The following is a 16,561-nucleotide window of genomic DNA, read 5'->3' on the forward strand; positions in this document are numbered from 1 at the left end:
CCTCAGGCCTTCTTCTGCTGGTTCTGGAAGATGACGATCGGCACCACCAGGATGATCAGCAGCACCACGGCCACCGCCGACGACACCGGCCAGTCGCGGTTGTTGAAGAACTCGGCCCACAGCGTCTTGCCGATCATCAGCGTCTCGGAGCCGCCGAGCAGGTCGGGGATGACGAACTCGCCGACGATCGGGATGAAGCACAGGAAGCAGCCGGCGATGACGCCGGGCAGCGACAGCGGGAAGGTGATCACCCAGAAGGACTTGGTCGGCGGGCAGCCGAGGTCGGCCGCCGCCTCCAAGAGCGTCGCGTCGAGCTTCTCGAGGGCGGCGTAGAGCGGCAGCACCATGAACGGCAGGTAGGAATAGACGATGCCGATGAACACGGCGGTCTCGGTGTTGTAGATGTGGATCTGCTGGCCCGGTCCGAGGATGCCGAGCCCCTGCAGGGCGATGGTGATGAGGCCCTCCGGCTTCAGGATGCCGATCCAGGCGTAGACGCGGATCAGGAAGCTGGTCCAGAACGGCAGGATCACCGCCATGACCAGGGCGTTGCGCAGGCTTTTGGGCGCCCGCGCCATGCCGTAGGCGATCGGATAGCCGACGATCAGCAGCAGCACCGTCGAGATCAGCGCGATGCGGAGGCTGGACAGATAGGCCGAGTAGTAGAGCGGGTCCTCGGTGAGGAAGACGTAGTTGTCGAAGGTGAAGTCGGTAAGCTTCGCCCAGAAGTCGCCGATGCCGTTGATCACCGGCGTATAGGGCGGCATGGCGATCGCCGTCTGCGACAGCGATATCTTGAAGATGATCAGGAACGGCGCCAGGAAGAACAGCAGGCTCCACAGATAGGGAACCGCCACCAGCGCCCATTTGGCGAGGAAGGGCCTTATCCCCTGCGTGCCGCGCTCCGCCATGGCCCGTTCCCTCATTTCAGCAGGATGACGCCGGCATCGGCCGGCCAGGTCAGGAACACCTTGTCTTCCCAGGTGATCGGCCGCTCGACGATGCGCGTCAGGTTGGCGACGGTCGCCTTGACGATGGAGCCGCCGGGCAGACGGACGCGGTAGACGGAAATATCGCCGAGATAGCCGATGTCCCACACTTCGCCGGAGAGCACGTTGGGCGTGCCGGCCGGCGGCGCCTCCAGCGAGATCTGCACCTTCTCCGGCCGGATGGCGAAGCCGGCCTCGGCGCCGACCGCCACCTCGCCCGGCCCGGCCTCGGCGACGATGGTGGCGTCGACGCCGGCGCAATGAAGCGTGGCGACGCCGTCGTCCACCGCCGACACCGTGCCGTCGATCAGGTTGATGTCGCCGACGAAATCGGCGACGTAGCGCGAGGCCGGCTGCTCGTAGATCTCCGAGGCGGTGCCGATCTGGGCGATGACGCCGTGGTTCATGACGGCGATGCGGTCGGAAACCGTCATCGCCTCCTCCTGATCGTGGGTGACGATCAGGAAGGTCATGCCGAGTTCCATCTGGATGTCCATCAGCTCGAACTGGGTCTCCTCGCGCAGCTTCCTGTCGAGCGCGCCGAGCGGCTCGTCGAGCAGCAGCACCTTCGGGCGCTTGGCGAGCGAACGGGCGAGCGCCACGCGCTGGCGCTGGCCGCCGGACAACTGATGCGGCTTGCGCTTGGCGAACTTCTCCAGCTTGACCAGTTCCAGCATCTCGGCGACGCGCGTGTTGATGTTGGAGGTATCCATGCCCTCCTGCTTGAGGCCGAAGGCGATGTTGCCCTCCACCGTCATATGCGGGAACAGCGCGTAGGACTGGAACATCATGTTGACCGGCCGCTTGTAGGGCGGAATGCCGGACAGATCCTTGCCGTCGAGCAGGATGCGGCCCTCGGTCGGCTGCTCGAAGCCGGCGAGCATGCGCATCAGCGTCGTCTTACCGCAGCCCGACGGCCCCAGGAGGGCGAAGAATTCGCGCTCGTAGATGTCGAGCGTCAGATCGTCGACGGCGGTGAAATCGCCGAAGCGCTTGGTGACGTTCTCGAAGCGGATGAACGGCTTGAGCGTCGGATCGTCCCAGGGAGCAAACTTGCGCTTGATCGGCCCAACCGCCTCGATCATCTCGGGAACCCTCGTTTCCATCCAGCCTGACGTGCCACCACAACCTGTCACATGCAAGCACCCGGCCAGACGGCCGGGTGCTTTTCGACAGTTCCTTGCCGGCCGGCTCTCACATGCCCGTCTTGACCGAGGTCCAGACGCGGGTCAGCACGCGCTGGGCCTTGGCGTCGTAGGGCGTGGTCGAGAACAGGTTGGCCAGCGTCTCCTTGTCGGGGTAGATCGAGGTATCCGACAGGATGGCCGGGTCGACGAACTTCTGCGAGGCGAGGTTGCCGTTGGCATAGGCGACGTAGTTGGTCGACTTGGCGATGACGTCCGGCTTCATCATGAAGTTGATGAAGGCGTGGGCGGCGTCCGGGTTCGGCGCGTCCTTGGGGATCGCCATGATGTCGAACCACATGTTGGCGCCTTCCTTGGGGATCACATACTGGATGGTGACGCCGTTCTTGGCCTCCTCGGCGCGGTTGCGCGCCTGCAGGATGTCGCCCGAATAGCCGACGGCCAGGCAGATGTCGCCGTTGGCGAGCGCGTTGATGTATTCCGACGAATGGAACTTCTGGACGTAGGGCTTGACCGAGGCGAGCAGCTTGCCGGCCTCCTCCATGTCGGCGGCCTCCTTGGAATCGGGATTCTTGCCGAGATACTTGAGCGCGGCCGGGATCAGCTCCTCGGACGCGTCGAGGAACTGCACGCCGCAGTCCTTGAACTTCGAGACGATCTCCGGCTTGAACACCATGTCCCAGCTATTGACCGGCGCGTCGGGCATGATTGCCTTGATCTTCTCGACGTTGTAGCCGATGCCGGTGGTGCCCCACATGTAGTCGACGCCATACTGGTTGCCCGGATCGTATTCGGCGACGCGGCTCGTCACCTCCGGCCACAGGTTGGAGAGGTTGGGCAGCTTGGACTTGTCGAGCGGCTGGTAGACGCCGGCGGCGATCTGGCGGGCGAGGAACGGACCGGTGATCACCACCACGTCGTAGCCCGAGCCGCCGGCCAGCATCTTGGTCTCGACGATGTCCTGGTTGTCGAACACGTCGTAGACCACCTTGATGCCGGTCTCCTTGGTGAACTCCTCCAGCACGGATTCGTCGATATAGTCGGACCAGTTGTAGACGTTGACGACCTTGTCCTCGGCCACGGCACCCGTCGCGAGCGCGACCGTCAGCGCGGCGGCACCCAGAAGACGCTGTCTCACCATTTTCGTCATGCTCCCTGTCCCCTGTCGCGGCCGCCCCCGGTCGCCGCAATGGCGAAGCCGGTGGGGTCGGTCCGGGCCCCGGCGCTCTCTCGTAGGACGACTGGAGAATCCGGCGTTCTACGCACCCGGCGGTCGGGCGCATTTATGCACAGCGGCGGAGGGACGACAACTGGTCGCTGCCTATTTTCTGGCGCGTGGCATTTTCTCACCACTCGCCGCATCGGTTCCGGCGAAAATGCAATTGCGCGGCCGGGAAAATGCCATCACAAATAAGGGGTCTGCATTTTCCGAAACACAAAGGCGTGCGTTCGGACGGGCGGGATGGAAGAGGCTCCCGCCTTCGCGCGCCAGCAACGAAAGAAAGCGATCATGAGTTTGATTTCGACCGAGCCCAAGGACGCGCCGAGGGTCGGCGAACGCAAGCCGGAGCGGGGCGTCGATACGCTCGCCGAGGCCAGGACCTGGCTCAAGGAGCGGGGCATCGAGGACATCGAGTGCATCACGCCGGATCTTGCCGGCGTTGCCCGCGGCAAGCTGATGCCGGCCGACAAATTCTTCTCCTCGACCGTCATGTCGATGCCGTCGTCGGTGTTCACCACGACGATCACCGGCGAGTATCCGGAGGAGGACGACGCCTTCCAGCACGACCCCTCCGACGGCGACGTGTTCCTGAAGCCGGACTTCTCGACGCTGACCGCCGTGCCCTGGGCGTCGGAGCCGACCGCCCAGATCATCCACGACGCCTTCCACCGCGACGGCCGGGCCTTCGACCTCGGGCCGCGCCAGATCCTGAGGCGGATCGTCGGCCTCTACGAGCGCGAAGGCCTCAGGGCGGTGGTGGCGCCGGAAATCGAGTTCTATCTCGTCAAGCAGAACCTCGATCCCGACTATCCGCTGGAGCCGCCGATCGGCCGCTCCGGCCGCGCCGAGGCCAGCCGGCAGTCCTACTCGATCCAGCACGTCAACGAGTTCGACGACCTGTTCGACGACATCTACGAGTTCTCCGAGAAGCAGGGCCTGGAGATCGACACGCTGATCCACGAGGAAGGCGCCGCGCAGATGGAGATCAACCTGCGCCATGGCGACCCGCTCGCCCTCGCCGACCAGGTGTTCACCTTCAAACGGACGATCCGCGAGGCGGCGCTCAGGCACAAGATGTACGCCACCTTCATGGCCAAGCCGATGAGCCGCGAGCCGGGCTCGGCCATGCACATCCACCAGTCGGTGGTGGACATCGAGACCGGCCGCAACATCTTCTCGGACGACGAGGGCAACCCCACCCCGGCCTTCTTCTCCTTCATCGCCGGGCTGCAGAAATACCTGCCGGCGGTGATGTGCATCCTCGCTCCCTACGTCAATTCCTTCCGGCGCCTCACGCGCGGCACGGCGGCGCCGATCAACGTCCACTGGGGCTACGACAACCGCACCGTCGGCATCCGCGTGCCCAATTCCGGGCCGGGCTCGCGACGCGTCGAGAACCGGGTGCCGTCGTCGGACGCCAATCCCTATCTCGCCGTCGCCGCCTCGCTGGCCTGCGGGCTTCTCGGCATGCAGCAGCGGCTCGCGCCCGAGGAGCCGATCTCGGGTTCGGCGCGCGGCCTGCCCTTCGGCCTGCCGCGCGGCCTCCTGGAGGCGCTGGCGCTGTTCGAGGACAGCGGCGACCTTGCCGAGGTGTTCGGTCCGCGCTTCATGGCGACCTACCGGGCGATCAAGCAGCAGGAATACGAGACGTTCATGAACGTCATCTCCAGTTGGGAACGGCAGCATCTGCTGCTGGCGGTGTAAGCGTTGCCAGTCTGTGTAGACAGGATTATATTCCTGTCTACACACGAGGAGGGAGCCATGGGACTGAACATCCGCAGCGAGGAGGTCAACCGCCTCGCCACCCAACTTGCCGAGCAGCGCAAGGTCACCAAGACCGAGGCGGTGCGGCTGGCGCTCGCCAACGAACTTGCCCGCAAGGCAGAGGAAAAGTCCCTGTGGGAAAAGATCGCCCCGATCCGCGCGTCGATCGCCGCGGCGCCCAAGACCGGCCTGCCGGCCGACAAGGCATTCTTCGACGAAATCAACGGTGACTATTAAATGTTCGTCGATGCATCGGCGATAATCGCCATGATTGCCGAGGAAACGGACGGCGAGAGGCTGGCCGGACAGCTTCAGTCGGCGCCGCCGTCGGAGCGGATCACCTCGGTCGTCGCCGTCTGGGAGGCGGTGGCCGGTCTCCATCGCCTCACCAAGCTGCCGCTTTCCGCCATCGAGCTCAAGGTCCGCAGCTTTCTTGCCACCGCGTCGATCGAGGTGGTCCCGCTAACGCTCGACCACCTCTCGCCCGCCCTCGACGCCTTCGACCGCTACGGCCGCCACCGCCTGCCGGAGAGCGAACGGAACAAGGCGCTCAACCTCGGCGACTGTTTCCACTACGCCGCCGCCCGACGCGCCGGAACCGGCATCCTGCACAAGGACGCCGGCCTCGCCCTCACCGACCTGCCGCCCGCCTGAACGGCCGCCTTCATCCCGAGGCTTCCATGCTCATTCACAACGCCTATCCCACCGAGCACTACCGCGCCCTCGACGCGGCGCATCATCTGCATCCCTTCTCGGATGCCCGCTCGCTCAATGCCGGCGGCGTCCGCGTCATCGTCAAGGGGGAAGGCGTCTGGCTGACCGACAGCGACGGCAATCGCATCCTCGACGGCATGTCGGGCCTGTGGTGCGTCAACATCGGCCATGGCCGGCCGGAGATCGCCGAGGCCGTGCAGAAGCAGATGGCCGAGATCTCCTATTACAATACCTTCTTCAAGACGACGCATCCGCCGGCGGTCGAGCTGGCCGCGCTGATCGCCGAAGTGACGCCCGAAGGCTTCAACCGCGTCTTCTTCTGCGGCTCGGGGTCGGAGGCCAACGACACCGTGCTCCGGATGGTACGCACCTACTGGGCGACGCTCGGCAAGCCGGACAAGCAGGTGATCATCGCCCGCCGCAACGCCTATCACGGCTCGACGGTGGCCGGCGCCTCGCTCGGCGGCATGGCGCCGATGCACGCCCAGGGCGGGTTGCCCATTCCCGGCATCCGCCACATCGGCCAGCCCTACTGGTTCGACGAGGGCGGCGAGCTGACGCCGGCCGAATTCGGCCTCAGGGCGGCGCGCGAACTGGAAGCGGCGATCGACGAGATCGGCGAGGACAAGGTGGCCGCCTTCATCGCCGAGCCGATCCAGGGGGCGGGCGGCGTCATCATCCCGCCGGACACCTACTGGCCGGAAGTCGCCCGCATCTGCCGCGAGCGCGACATCCTGTTCGTCTCCGACGAGGTGATCTGCGGCTTCGGCCGGCTCGGCAGCTGGTTCGGCGCCGAGCGCTTCGGCCTGAAGCCCGACCTGATGCCGGTCGCCAAGGGCCTGTCGTCGGGCTACCTGCCGATCGGCGGCGTGCTGGTCTCCGACAAGGTGGCCGGGGTGATCGAGGACACCGGCGAGTTCAACCACGGCTTCACCTATTCGGCCCATCCGGTCTGCGCGGCGGCGGCGATCGCCAACCTCAAAATTCTGCGCGACGAAAAGCTGGTGGAGCGCGTCCGCGACGACATCGGCCCCTATCTCCGCGAGCGCTGGCTGAAGCTTGCCGACCATACGCTGGTCGGCGAGGCGCGCATGACCGGCCTGATGGGGGCGCTGGAACTCGTTCCGGCGAAACCGTCGCACCAGCGCTTTGTCGGCGACGGCAGCATCGGCCTGCGCTGCCGGGAGCATTCGTTCCGGAACGGCCTGGTGATGCGCCATGTCCACGATACCATGGTCATCGCGCCGCCCTTCGTGCTCACCCACGAGGAGGCGGACGAGCTGATCCGCCTCGCCGCCCTGACGCTCGACATGACGCACGCCGACCTCCGGCGCGACGGCGTCATGGGCTGAGCCTGCCCAACTTTAGGACATAGCGGCCCGCGGCGTTTCGGCTATGGTACCGGCGAAAAAAGACGATTCTCGAAACGGATCCGCATGTTCTCCGCGCCGACCTTCATGCCCGCCGAGGGCCGAGCCCCGCATGTCGCCTCCTGGTATGCCGCTTCCGCCGGCGCTATCCCGACCTATCCGGCCCTGAAGGGCCATTGCCGGGCCGACGTCGCCATCGTCGGCGGCGGCTACACCGGCCTGTCGGCCGCGCTGTCGCTGTCCAAGGCCGGCTACCGGGTGGTGGTGCTGGAAGCCAACAAGATCGGCTGGGGCGCCTCGGGCCGCAACGGCGGCCAGATCCATCCCGGCCAGCGCCAGGATCCCGACTGGCTGGCCGCCCGCATCGGCGAGGGGCCGACCCGCGATCTGCTGCGGCTGGCCGACGAGGCGCGCGACCATCTCGACCGGCTGATCACTGAAAATGCCATCGACTGCGACTTCCGGCCCGGCCTCATCCACGCCGTCCACAAGCCGCGCTGGGTGGAGGCGGAAAAGCGCCACGTCGACCACCTGCGAACGAAGTGGGGCATCGAACGGCAGTTTCTCGACCGGCACGAGACGGCGCGGCGCATCGGCACCGACGTCTACCACGCCGGCAGCTTCGACCCGAAAGGCGGCAAGCTGCACCCGCTGAAATTCGCCCTCGGCCTTGCCGGGGCGGCGGTCGCCGCCGGCGCGACGCTCCATGAGGACAGCCGCGTCACGGAAATCCGCCATGGCGCCAAGCCGATCGTCGTCACCGCCGGCGGCGAGGCGATGGTCGACACGGTGATCCTCGCCGGCAACGGCTATCTCGGCGGCCTCGACGCCGAGACCGACGCCCGCGTGTTGCCGATCAACAACTTCGTGGTGGCCACCGAGCCGCTCGACGAGCTGCTGATCCCCGGCGAGGAGGCGGTGAGCGACAGCCGCTTCGTCGTCCACTACTGGCACCAGACGCCCGACCGGCGGCTGGTATTCGGCGGCGGCGAGACCTACAGCCACGCCTTCCCCGAGGATATCGCCGCCTTCGTGCGGCCGCATCTCGCCCGCGTCTATCCGAAGCTCGCCGGCGTGCCGGTCAGCCACGCCTGGGGCGGCACGCTCGGCATCACCTTCAACCGCATGCCGTTCATCCGGCGGCCGAAGCCCAACGTCTACATCGCCGCCGGCTATTCCGGACAGGGCGTCATGCTGGCGCCCTTCGTCGGCCACGTCATCGCCGAAGCGGTGGGCGGCGCCATGGGACGGTTCGATATGTTCGCCAAGGTACCGGTGATGCCCTTCCCCGGCGGCACGCTGCTGCGCTGGCCGACGCTGGTGGCGGCCATGACGTGGTTCAAGCTGATGGACAGTATCTGACGCCGCCAGATGCCTTCTTTTCGCAGAAAATAGACTATATCCTTTGTAGTCTTTCAATAATCCGGCGATGGCGGGATGTTTTTTCCGCCGTCGTCGCGCTTTTTGAAACGAGCACGCAGGCCCTTGGCAAGACGATCGACTATGTGTTCAGTCAGGATCATCCCTTCGCGGACGCCGGAATGCCTATGCCTGAAATTCTGACCGCCAACCGACTTTCCGACGGCGACGTCGTCTATCGCACCGCCGCGGGCGACTGGGTCACCGACGTGGACGCCGCCGAGCCGATCGACGGCGCCGAGCGGTTGGCCGCCGCCCAGGCGGCCGCCGACGCCGACGTGAAGGCGTCGCGCGTGCTCGACGTCGTCGCCATCGCCGTCGAGATAGCGGATGGCCGGATCGTGCCGAAGCGGCTGCGCGAGCGCATCCGCGCCTTCGGCCCCACCGTCAAGTCCGACCACCGGCCCGGTGCCGTCTGAGGAAGGAGGCCGCCATGTACCGCTACGACGAATTCGACGCCGCCTTCGTGCGCGAGCGCGTCGCCCAGTTCTCCGATCAGGTGGAGCGCCGGCTGAAGGGCGAGCTCACCGAGGACGAGTTCAAGCCGCTGCGCCTGATGAACGGCGTCTATCTGCAGCTCCACGCCTACATGCTGCGCATCGCCGTTCCCTACGGCACACTGTCGTCGACGCAGATGCGCCGCCTCGCCCGCATCGCCCGGACCTACGACAAGGGCTACGGCCACTTCACCACCCGGCAGAACATCCAGTTCAACTGGCCTGCCCTGAAAGACGTGCCGGCCATCCTCGGCGAGCTCGCCGAAGTGGAGATGCACGCCATCCAGACCTCCGGCAACTGCATCCGCAACGTCACCGCCGACCATTTCGCCGGCGCCGCCTTCGACGAGGCCGACGATCCCCGACCCTATGCGGAGATCCTCAGGCAATGGTCGTCGCTGCATCCGGAATTCTCGTTCCTGCCGCGCAAGTTCAAGATCGCGGTGACCGGCGCCGCCCACGACCGGGCGGCCATCCGCCTGCACGACATCGGCCTCGAGGTGAAGCGCGGCGACGACGGCGGCATCGGCTTTGCCGTCTACGTCGGCGGCGGCCAGGGCCGCACGCCGATGCTCGCCCGCGAGATCAATCCCTTCGTGCCGGAGGCCGACCTCCTCGCCTATGTCGACGCGATCCTGCGCGTCTACAATCTGTTCGGCCGGCGCGACAACAAGTACAAGGCGCGCATCAAGATCCTGGTCCACGAGACCGGCATCGACGAACTGCGGCGGCTGGTGGAAGAGGAGTTCGCGCAGATCCGCGGCGGCGTGCTCGGCCTGCCGGCCGAGGAGGCGGAGCGCATCCGCGCCTATTTCGCGCCGCCCCGCTTCGAGGACCGGCCGGCGGTCTCCGCCAGGCTCGACGCCGCCCGCGCCGCCAATCCGGCCCTCGACCGCTTCGCCCGGCAGAACCTCCATCGCCACAAGGCGCCGGGCTACACCTCGCTGACCATCTCGCTGAAGCCGATCGGCGGCATCCCCGGCGACGCCTCGGCCGACCAGATGGACGCGGTCGCCGCCATCGCCGAGAAATGGGCGTTCTCGGAGATCCGCGTCAGCCACGAGCAGAACCTGATCCTGCCACACCTCCTGCTCGACGAGGTGCCGGAGATCTATGAGGCGCTCGCCGCGGCGGGGCTTGCCACCGCCAACGCCGGCGCCATCACCGACATCATCGCCTGCCCCGGCCTCGACTATTGCGCGCTCGCCAACGCCCGTTCGATCCCGATCGCCTCGCAACTGTCCGAGCGGTTCGGCGCGCCGGAGCGGCAGGACGAGATCGGGCCGCTGTCGATCAAGATTTCCGGCTGCATCAACGCCTGCGGCCATCACCACGTCGGCCACATCGGCATCCTCGGCGTCGACCGCAAGGGCGAGGAATTCTATCAGATCAGCCTCGGCGGCAATCCCGACGAGAGCGCCTCGATCGGCGAGATCGTCGGCCCCGGCTTTTACGCCGACGGCGTCGTCGACGCGGTCGAAACCGTCGTCGACACCTATATCAGGCTCCGCGCCTCACCGGAGGAAACCTTCCTCGCCGCCTATCGGCGGCTCGGCGAGGCGCCGTTCAAGGAGGCGCTCTATGGTGCCTGACGCGCTCGGCCTCGCGCTCGATCGCGAGGAGGGGCTCGCCTCCGAGGCGCGCCTTCTGTCCGCCCGACACGAGGGGGAGGCGGCGGAAGCCATACTTGCCGCCGCGCTCGATCTCTACGCCGGCAGGATCGCGCTGGTGTCGAGCTTCGGCGCCGACAGCGCCGTGCTGCTCGCCATGGTGGCCGACATCGACCGGTCCCTGCCGGTGATCTTCCTCGACACCGGCAAGCTGTTCCCGGCAACCGTCGCCTATCGCGACAGGCTGGTGGAGGCGCTCGGCCTCACCGGCGTCTTCACCCGGCAACCGGACGCCGCCGATCTCGCCGCGGCCGATCCGGCCGGCGCCCTGTGGATGGCCGACACCGACGCCTGCTGCGACATCCGCAAGGTGAAACCGCTCGCCGCCGCCCTCCAGTCCTATGCCGCCTGGATTTCCGGCCGCAAGCGCTATCAGGCGGCGACGCGCGCGCAACTGCCGTTGTTCGAGGCGGCCGACGGCCGCATCAAGGTCAACCCGCTGCTCGGCTGGGACCGCGCGCGCATCGAAGCCTATCGCGAGGCGCGCCGCCTGCCGCCGCATCCGCTGGTCGCCGAGGGTTATCCGTCGATCGGCTGCCTGCCCTGCACCGACAAGGTCAGGCCGGGCGAGGACGAACGGGCGGGCCGCTGGCGCGGCAAGGCGAAGACCGAATGCGGCATTCATCTCGACCGGCCGTCCGGCGCGGTCATCGCGGGGATTTGAATCATGGTCGCCACCGCCATCGTGCCGCAGGCCGCCGCCACCGGCACCTCGACGCCGGACGTCTATCGGGGCGGCCGCTTCGAACCCAACGACTTCGTCATCGCCGCCGAGGACAGCGGCGGCGACGGCCTGATCCTGCCGCTTGCCGCATTGCGGACGGCGCTCGAGCACGACGGCCCCGGCAACCGCCGGCTGGGCCTGCTGTTTTCGCCGGCCGACCGCCTCGAGGACGCGCTGCCGCTGCTCGATCGCGTCGCCGTTCTTGCCATCGATTTTCCGAAATATGCCGATGGCCGCGGCTTCAGCCATGCCGCCCGTTTCGTCCGCGCCGGTTTCACCGGCGAGATCCGAGCGGTCGGCGATGTGCTGATCGACGAGATCCCGCTGATGCGCCGCGTCGGCTTCACGGCTTTCGAAGTCAGGAACGCGACGACCCGCCGCTATCTCTCCGAAGGCCGCGATCCCTCGCCCGGCCTCCATTATCAGCCGGGCGCCGTGCCGGAACCACCGGCCGGCACCCGCCCCTGGCTGCGCCGGCGCGCCACCTGAGACCGGCCATCCCGACCGCTACCGGCGGCGTAATGGAGCCGCGCCCGGCCGCGTGATACACTCGCGTACACTTTCGCCGCTTTCGTATCTCAAGTTTTCCGGATTATCCCTTAGGCTACAGTGCCGAAACGGAGCCGGACCATGGCCTTCTGGAAACAACTGGTGCTCGCCCTGCTCCTGGGGCTGGCGGGAATCGTCGGCTGGGGCGCTCTCGACCCGGCGGCGCGTCCTCGGCTGATCGCCGCCGGTGTTCCCGGAGCACTGCTGCCCGAATGGGCCTTCCTCGCCGCCGGCGACAGCGCGGCCGCGGCAACGCCGAAAGCCGAGGGCAGCCGCCGCAACGGCAACGAAACCGGCGGCGGCCGATCCGCCGACGCCGCGGGCGGCGGCTCCGGAGGCGCGCGAGCGGCGCTGGTGGTCACCGCCCCCGTCGTCATGACCGAAACCGCCGATCGCGTCAGCGCCATCGGCACCGCCGAGGCGGCGCGCACCGTCGTCATCTTCCCGCGCGCCGTCGGCATGGTGACCGAGATCACCTTCACATCGGGCGAGCGGGTCGAGGCCGGCGCCACGCTCGTCCGTCTCGACGACGACAGCGAGAAGATCGCCGTCGAGCAGGCGAGGGTCGCCCTGCAGGATGCCGACGCCAGGGCGACGCGCAACGACCGGCTGGCCGAGACGCGGGCGATTTCCGCCGCCGAGCGCGACACGGCCCGCTTCGAGCTGTCGAAGGCGCGCCTGGCCCTGCAGGAAGCCGAGCTCAACCTCAGCCGCCGCACCATCGCCGCGCCGTTCGCCGGCGTCGTCGGCCTCACCTCGGTCGAGGTGGGCGACATGGTGTCGAGCTCCACCGAGATCGTCACCCTCGACGACCGCTCGGACATCAAGGTCGAATTCCGCGTCCCCGAGGCCTTCGCCGCCCGCCTCGCCATCGACCAGCCGATCGAGGTGGCGACGCCGTCGCAACCCGGCGCCCGCTTTGCCGGCAAGGTCACCGCCGTCGGCAGCCGCATCGAATCCGACAGCCGGACGCTGGTGGCGCAGGCGACGGTGCGGAACCGCGACGACGTCCTCCGGCCCGGCATGTCGTTCGCCGTGAGCGTCCGCTTTCCCGGCATCCGGAAGACCGCCGTACCGGCGCCGTCGGTGCAGTGGGATCGCGACGGCGCCTATGTCTGGGCCGTCGACGACGGCAAGGCGAAGCGGGTCGGCGTCGCCATCGTCGAGCGGAACAAGGACACGGTGCTGGTCAGCGGCGACCTCGCGGCCGGCGACCCGGTGGTCGTCGAAGGCATTCAGTCGGTGCGGGCCGGCGCGCCCGTCCGGATGGCCGGCGAACCGAGGCAACTGGCCGACGGAAGCGAGGGGGCGGAACCATGAGCGGCCGCAGCCACGCCCTCACCGCGCTGTTCGTCCGCCGGCCGGTGCTGGCGCTGGTGGTCAACGCGCTGGTCGTCGTCGCCGGACTGGCCGCCTATCGCGACGTGGAAGTGCGCGAGCTGCCGGACGTCGACCGTCCCGTGGTGACGGTGACCGTCGGCTACGACGGCGCCGCGCCGGAGACCATCGATACCGACGTCACCGCCCGCGTCGAGGCGGCGGTGTCGCGGGTCGCTGGCGTCACCTCGATCTCCGGCCGGTCGAGCTTCGGACGGTCGCGCGTCACCATCGAGTTTTCCGAGAACACCGACCTCAACGTCGCCGCCAACGACACCCGCGACGTGGTGAGCCGCATCCGCAACCAGTTGCCGGACGACGTCGACGAGCCGCAGATCGTCAAGGCCGACGCCGACGGCGACGCCATCATCCGCCTCGCCGTCACCTCCGACCGGGTGTCGCTGGAGGAGCTGACCAGCCTGGTCAACGACCGCATCGCCGACGCGCTGGCCGCCGTCGACGGCGTCGCCGACGTGCAGGTGTTCGGCGACCAGGAGCCGGTGTTCCGCGTCGACATCGACCAGACGGCGCTGGCGGCGCGCGGCCTCACCATCGCCGACCTCATCGCGACGCTGTCCACCGTGTCGATGGACAGCCCGGCCGGCGCGCTCGCCAATCGCGACCTCAGCCTGGTGGTGCGCGCCGACGCCCGCGTCACCGACGCGGCGGCCATGGCGCGCCTGCTGATCGACGCCAACACGCGGCTCGGCGACGTGGCGACGGTGTCGCTCGCCCCCGACACCGGCACCTCGCAGCTCAAGATCAACGGCAAGGCCGGCATCGGCATGGGCATCGTCCGGGCCGCCCGCTCCAACTCGATCCAGATTTCCGACGACGTCGCCCGCGTGGTGGCGAGCCTGAAGCCGACGCTGCCGGACGGCGTCGAGCTCGCCGTCACCTCCGACGAGGCGCGCTTCATCAACGGCGCCCTGCACGAGGTGATCCTGGCGCTCGGCCTCGGCGTCGTCATCGTCGTCGCCGTCATCTACCTGTTCCTCGCCAACTGGCGGGCGACGCTGATCCCGGCCATCACCATCCCGGTGTCGCTGGTCGGCACGCTGGCGGCGATGTGGCTGACCGGCTTCTCGATCAATATCGTCACCCTGCTGGCGCTGGTGCTGGCCACCGGCCTGGTGGTCGACGACGCCATCGTCGTGCTGGAGAACATCGTCCGCCGCCGCCACATGGGCATGAAGCCGCGCGCCGCCGCGGTGCTCGGCACCGAGGAGGTGTTCTTCGCCGTGCTGGCCACCACGGCGACGCTCGCCGCCGTCTTCGTGCCGATCTCCTTCCTGCCGGGCACCGCCGGCAGCCTGTTCCGCGAATTCGGCTTCGTGCTGGCCATCGCCGTCACCATCTCCGGCGTCACGGCGCTGACCTTCGCGCCGATGCTCGCCGCCACCATCCTGCCGGCCGAGGAACGGCAGAAGCGGGCGATCATGCCGCGGCTGCTCGGGGCCGTCGGCCGGCCGCTCGCCGCGCTCTACGGCCGGCTGCTCGACGCGGCGCTCGCCGCCCCGCTGGTGGTCATCGCCCTGTCGGTCGCCTTCGGCGGCGTCGCCTGGATCATCTTCCAGGGCCTGCCGAGCGAGCTGACGCCGCGCGAGGACCGCGGCTCGGTGTCGTTGATGATCACCGCGCCGCCGGGCATTTCCATCGACAACATGGGGCGGCAGATGGACAAGGTGGCCGCCGTGGTCCAGCCCTATCTCGACAGCGGCGAGGCGACGGCCAGCTTCGCCATCGCCGGGCGTGGCGACACCAACTCCGGCTTCATGATGGTGACGCTGGCCCCGTGGGAAGAGCGGGCGCGCGGCCAGGCGGCGATCGCCGCCGAGATCAACGCCAAGCTGGCCGCCATCCCGTCGATCCAGGCGCGCATGCTCGGCTCCAACTCGCTCGGCATCCGCGGCGGCGGCCAGGGCCTGCGCCTGTCGCTGGTCGGGCCCGACTTCGAGGGCCTGTCCCAGGTCGGCGACGCCTTCATCAAGGCCCTGGAGACGCGGCCGGAGGTGCGCGGCGCCACCCTCGACTACCAGCCGACGCAGCCGCAGCTCTCCGTGCGCATCGATCGCGACCGGGCGCAGGATCTCGGCATTCCCGTCGCCGGGCTGGCGCAGGCGCTGCAGGCGGTGCTCGACGGCCGCGAGGTGGTGGACGTGTCGGTCGGCGACCGGATCATTCCGGTCAAGCTGGTGTCGAGCGCCACGCCGATCGACGACCCGACCGACCTCGGCAACGTCTTCCTCAGGACCGCCGACAAGCGGATGGTGCCGATGAGCGCCATCGCCACGCTCGTCGAGGGCTCGACGGCGCCCGGCCTGTCGCGCGACGGCCAGCAGCGGGCGGTGCCGATCACCGTCGACCCGGCGCCCGGCGTGGCGCTCCGCCAGGCGATGGCGGTGGCCGACGAGGTGGCGGCCTCGGTGCTGCCGGCCGGCTACGGCATCAAGCAAACCGGCGAGGCGGCGGCGCTGGCCCAGACGTCGGCCGGCCTCGCCACCACCTTCGGCTTCGCGCTGATCGTGGTGCTCCTGGTGCTCGCCGCCCAGTTCGAGAGCTTCGTCGCCGCGCTGATCATCATCGCCACCGTGCCCTTCGGCCTCGCCGCCGCCGTGTTCGCCATCCGCTTCACCGGCGGCACGCTCAACATCTACAGCCAGATCGGTCTCGTCATGGTGGTCGGCATCATGGCCAAGAACGGCATCCTGATCGTCGAGTTCGCCAATCAGCTGCGCGACGAAGGCCGCAGCGTCCGCGAGGCGATCAATGCGGCCGCCCGCATCCGCCTGAGGCCGGTGATGATGACGATGATCGCCACCATCGTCGGCGCCGTGCCGCTGGTGCTGGCCTTCGGCGCCGGCGCCGAGGCGCGCGTCGCCCTCGGCTGGGTGCTGGTGGGCGGCCTCGGCTTTGCGACGGTCTTCACGCTGTTCCTGACGCCGGTCGCCTATCTGCTTCTGGCCGGCTTCGCCAAGCCGCGCGGCCATGTCGAGCGGCTGCTGTCCGGCGAACTCACCGCCGCCGAGGCGATCGGCCTCACCGAACGCGAGACGGCGGCCCCGGCGGCATCGAAGCTCGCCGCCGAATAGAAGATCATGGCAACCCGCGAAGAGGCCGA

At 68.3% G+C, this 16,561-nt stretch carries 14 protein-coding genes; 11 read left to right on the top strand and 3 right to left on the bottom strand.

Going from position 1 to position 16,561, the window contains the following annotated elements; all coding sequences use genetic code 11:
- Positions 1-2: 2 nt before the first annotated feature.
- The 3 genes from CJ014_RS24045 to CJ014_RS24055 form a co-directional block, all read right to left on the bottom strand.
- The gene (locus CJ014_RS24045; RefSeq protein WP_100083044.1) at positions 3-911 is read right to left on the bottom strand and encodes an ABC transporter permease subunit; all 909 of its coding nucleotides are present in this window, start codon (positions 909-911) and stop codon (positions 3-5) included.
- Positions 912-922: 11 nt separating this feature from the next.
- Positions 923-2,074, bottom strand: coding sequence for an ABC transporter ATP-binding protein (locus CJ014_RS24050; RefSeq protein WP_100083045.1), 1,152 nt, complete (start codon positions 2,072-2,074; stop codon positions 923-925).
- Positions 2,075-2,183: 109 nt separating this feature from the next.
- Positions 2,184-3,275, bottom strand: a complete 1,092-nt coding sequence (locus CJ014_RS24055) for a polyamine ABC transporter substrate-binding protein (RefSeq protein ID WP_100083046.1) — start codon at positions 3,273-3,275, stop codon at positions 2,184-2,186.
- Positions 3,276-3,644: 369 nt separating this feature from the next.
- On the opposite strand from CJ014_RS24055, the gene CJ014_RS24060 reads away from it, so the two are divergent.
- From CJ014_RS24060 to CJ014_RS24110, 11 genes are all read left to right on the top strand, one after another.
- Positions 3,645-5,060, top strand: coding sequence for a glutamine synthetase family protein (locus CJ014_RS24060; protein ID WP_100083068.1), 1,416 nt, complete (start codon positions 3,645-3,647; stop codon positions 5,058-5,060).
- Positions 5,061-5,117: 57 nt separating this feature from the next.
- Complete coding sequence (locus tag CJ014_RS24065) at positions 5,118-5,357, top strand: type II toxin-antitoxin system VapB family antitoxin (protein ID WP_100083047.1); 240 nt, start codon at positions 5,118-5,120, stop codon at positions 5,355-5,357.
- Positions 5,358-5,774: a type II toxin-antitoxin system VapC family toxin gene (locus tag CJ014_RS24070; RefSeq protein WP_100083048.1), complete on the top strand. Its 417-nt coding sequence runs from the start codon at positions 5,358-5,360 to the stop codon at positions 5,772-5,774.
- Between the two features lie 26 nt (positions 5,775-5,800).
- On the top strand, positions 5,801-7,186 hold the full coding sequence (locus CJ014_RS24075; protein WP_100083049.1) for an aspartate aminotransferase family protein: 1,386 nt from the start codon (positions 5,801-5,803) through the stop codon (positions 7,184-7,186).
- A gap of 84 nt (positions 7,187-7,270) precedes the next feature.
- Positions 7,271-8,566, top strand: coding sequence for an NAD(P)/FAD-dependent oxidoreductase (locus CJ014_RS24080; protein WP_245427610.1), 1,296 nt, complete (start codon positions 7,271-7,273; stop codon positions 8,564-8,566).
- Between the two features lie 185 nt (positions 8,567-8,751).
- Positions 8,752-9,042 (top strand): DUF2849 domain-containing protein, encoded by a 291-nt coding sequence (locus tag CJ014_RS27950; RefSeq protein ID WP_165790972.1) that lies wholly within the window; start codon positions 8,752-8,754, stop codon positions 9,040-9,042.
- Between the two features lie 14 nt (positions 9,043-9,056).
- Positions 9,057-10,712 carry a nitrite/sulfite reductase gene (locus tag CJ014_RS24090; RefSeq protein WP_100083051.1) on the top strand — a complete coding sequence of 552 codons (1,656 nt, stop codon included), beginning with the start codon at positions 9,057-9,059 and terminating at the stop codon, positions 10,710-10,712.
- Entirely contained in the window at positions 10,702-11,454 is a 753-nt protein-coding gene (locus CJ014_RS24095) for a phosphoadenylyl-sulfate reductase (RefSeq protein WP_100083052.1), read from the top strand. The genes CJ014_RS24090 and CJ014_RS24095 overlap by 11 nt, the downstream gene beginning before the upstream one ends.
- Before the next feature lie 3 nt (positions 11,455-11,457).
- Positions 11,458-12,003, top strand: a complete 546-nt coding sequence (locus CJ014_RS24100; RefSeq protein WP_100083053.1) for a DUF934 domain-containing protein — start codon at positions 11,458-11,460, stop codon at positions 12,001-12,003.
- A 141-nt stretch (positions 12,004-12,144) separates the two neighbouring features.
- The gene (locus tag CJ014_RS24105) at positions 12,145-13,383 is read left to right on the top strand and encodes an efflux RND transporter periplasmic adaptor subunit (RefSeq protein WP_100083054.1); all 1,239 of its coding nucleotides are present in this window, start codon (positions 12,145-12,147) and stop codon (positions 13,381-13,383) included.
- Positions 13,380-16,532 carry an efflux RND transporter permease subunit gene (locus tag CJ014_RS24110; RefSeq protein WP_100083055.1) on the top strand — a complete coding sequence of 1,051 codons (3,153 nt, stop codon included), beginning with the start codon at positions 13,380-13,382 and terminating at the stop codon, positions 16,530-16,532. The genes CJ014_RS24105 and CJ014_RS24110 overlap by 4 nt, the downstream gene beginning before the upstream one ends.
- The last annotated feature ends 29 nt before the right edge of the window (positions 16,533-16,561 follow it).

Source organism: Pleomorphomonas carboxyditropha (assembly GCF_002770725.1).
Lineage (GTDB): Bacteria > Pseudomonadota > Alphaproteobacteria > Rhizobiales > Pleomorphomonadaceae > Pleomorphomonas > Pleomorphomonas carboxyditropha.

Bases quoted from the DNA above. Each gene is read 5' to 3' on its own strand.
- CJ014_RS24060 (WP_100083068.1), top strand. From the start codon at position 3,645: ATGAGTTTGATTTCGACCGAGCCCAAGGACGCGCCGAGGGTCGGCGAA.
- CJ014_RS24080 (WP_245427610.1), top strand. From the start codon at position 7,271: ATGTTCTCCGCGCCGACCTTCATGCCCGCCGAGGGCCGAGCCCCGCAT.
- CJ014_RS24075 (WP_100083049.1), top strand. From the start codon at position 5,801: ATGCTCATTCACAACGCCTATCCCACCGAGCACTACCGCGCCCTCGAC.
- CJ014_RS24090 (WP_100083051.1), top strand. From the start codon at position 9,057: ATGTACCGCTACGACGAATTCGACGCCGCCTTCGTGCGCGAGCGCGTC.
- CJ014_RS24055 (WP_100083046.1), bottom strand. From the start codon at position 3,275: ATGGTGAGACAGCGTCTTCTGGGTGCCGCCGCGCTGACGGTCGCGCTC.
- CJ014_RS24095 (WP_100083052.1), top strand. From the start codon at position 10,702: ATGGTGCCTGACGCGCTCGGCCTCGCGCTCGATCGCGAGGAGGGGCTC.
- CJ014_RS27950 (WP_165790972.1), top strand. From the start codon at position 8,752: ATGCCTGAAATTCTGACCGCCAACCGACTTTCCGACGGCGACGTCGTC.
- CJ014_RS24045 (WP_100083044.1), bottom strand. From the start codon at position 911: ATGGCGGAGCGCGGCACGCAGGGGATAAGGCCCTTCCTCGCCAAATGG.
- CJ014_RS24110 (WP_100083055.1), top strand. From the start codon at position 13,380: ATGAGCGGCCGCAGCCACGCCCTCACCGCGCTGTTCGTCCGCCGGCCG.
- CJ014_RS24065 (WP_100083047.1), top strand. From the start codon at position 5,118: ATGGGACTGAACATCCGCAGCGAGGAGGTCAACCGCCTCGCCACCCAA.
- CJ014_RS24070 (WP_100083048.1), top strand. From the start codon at position 5,358: ATGTTCGTCGATGCATCGGCGATAATCGCCATGATTGCCGAGGAAACG.
- CJ014_RS24050 (WP_100083045.1), bottom strand. From the start codon at position 2,074: ATGATCGAGGCGGTTGGGCCGATCAAGCGCAAGTTTGCTCCCTGGGAC.
- CJ014_RS24100 (WP_100083053.1), top strand. From the start codon at position 11,458: ATGGTCGCCACCGCCATCGTGCCGCAGGCCGCCGCCACCGGCACCTCG.
- CJ014_RS24105 (WP_100083054.1), top strand. From the start codon at position 12,145: ATGGCCTTCTGGAAACAACTGGTGCTCGCCCTGCTCCTGGGGCTGGCG.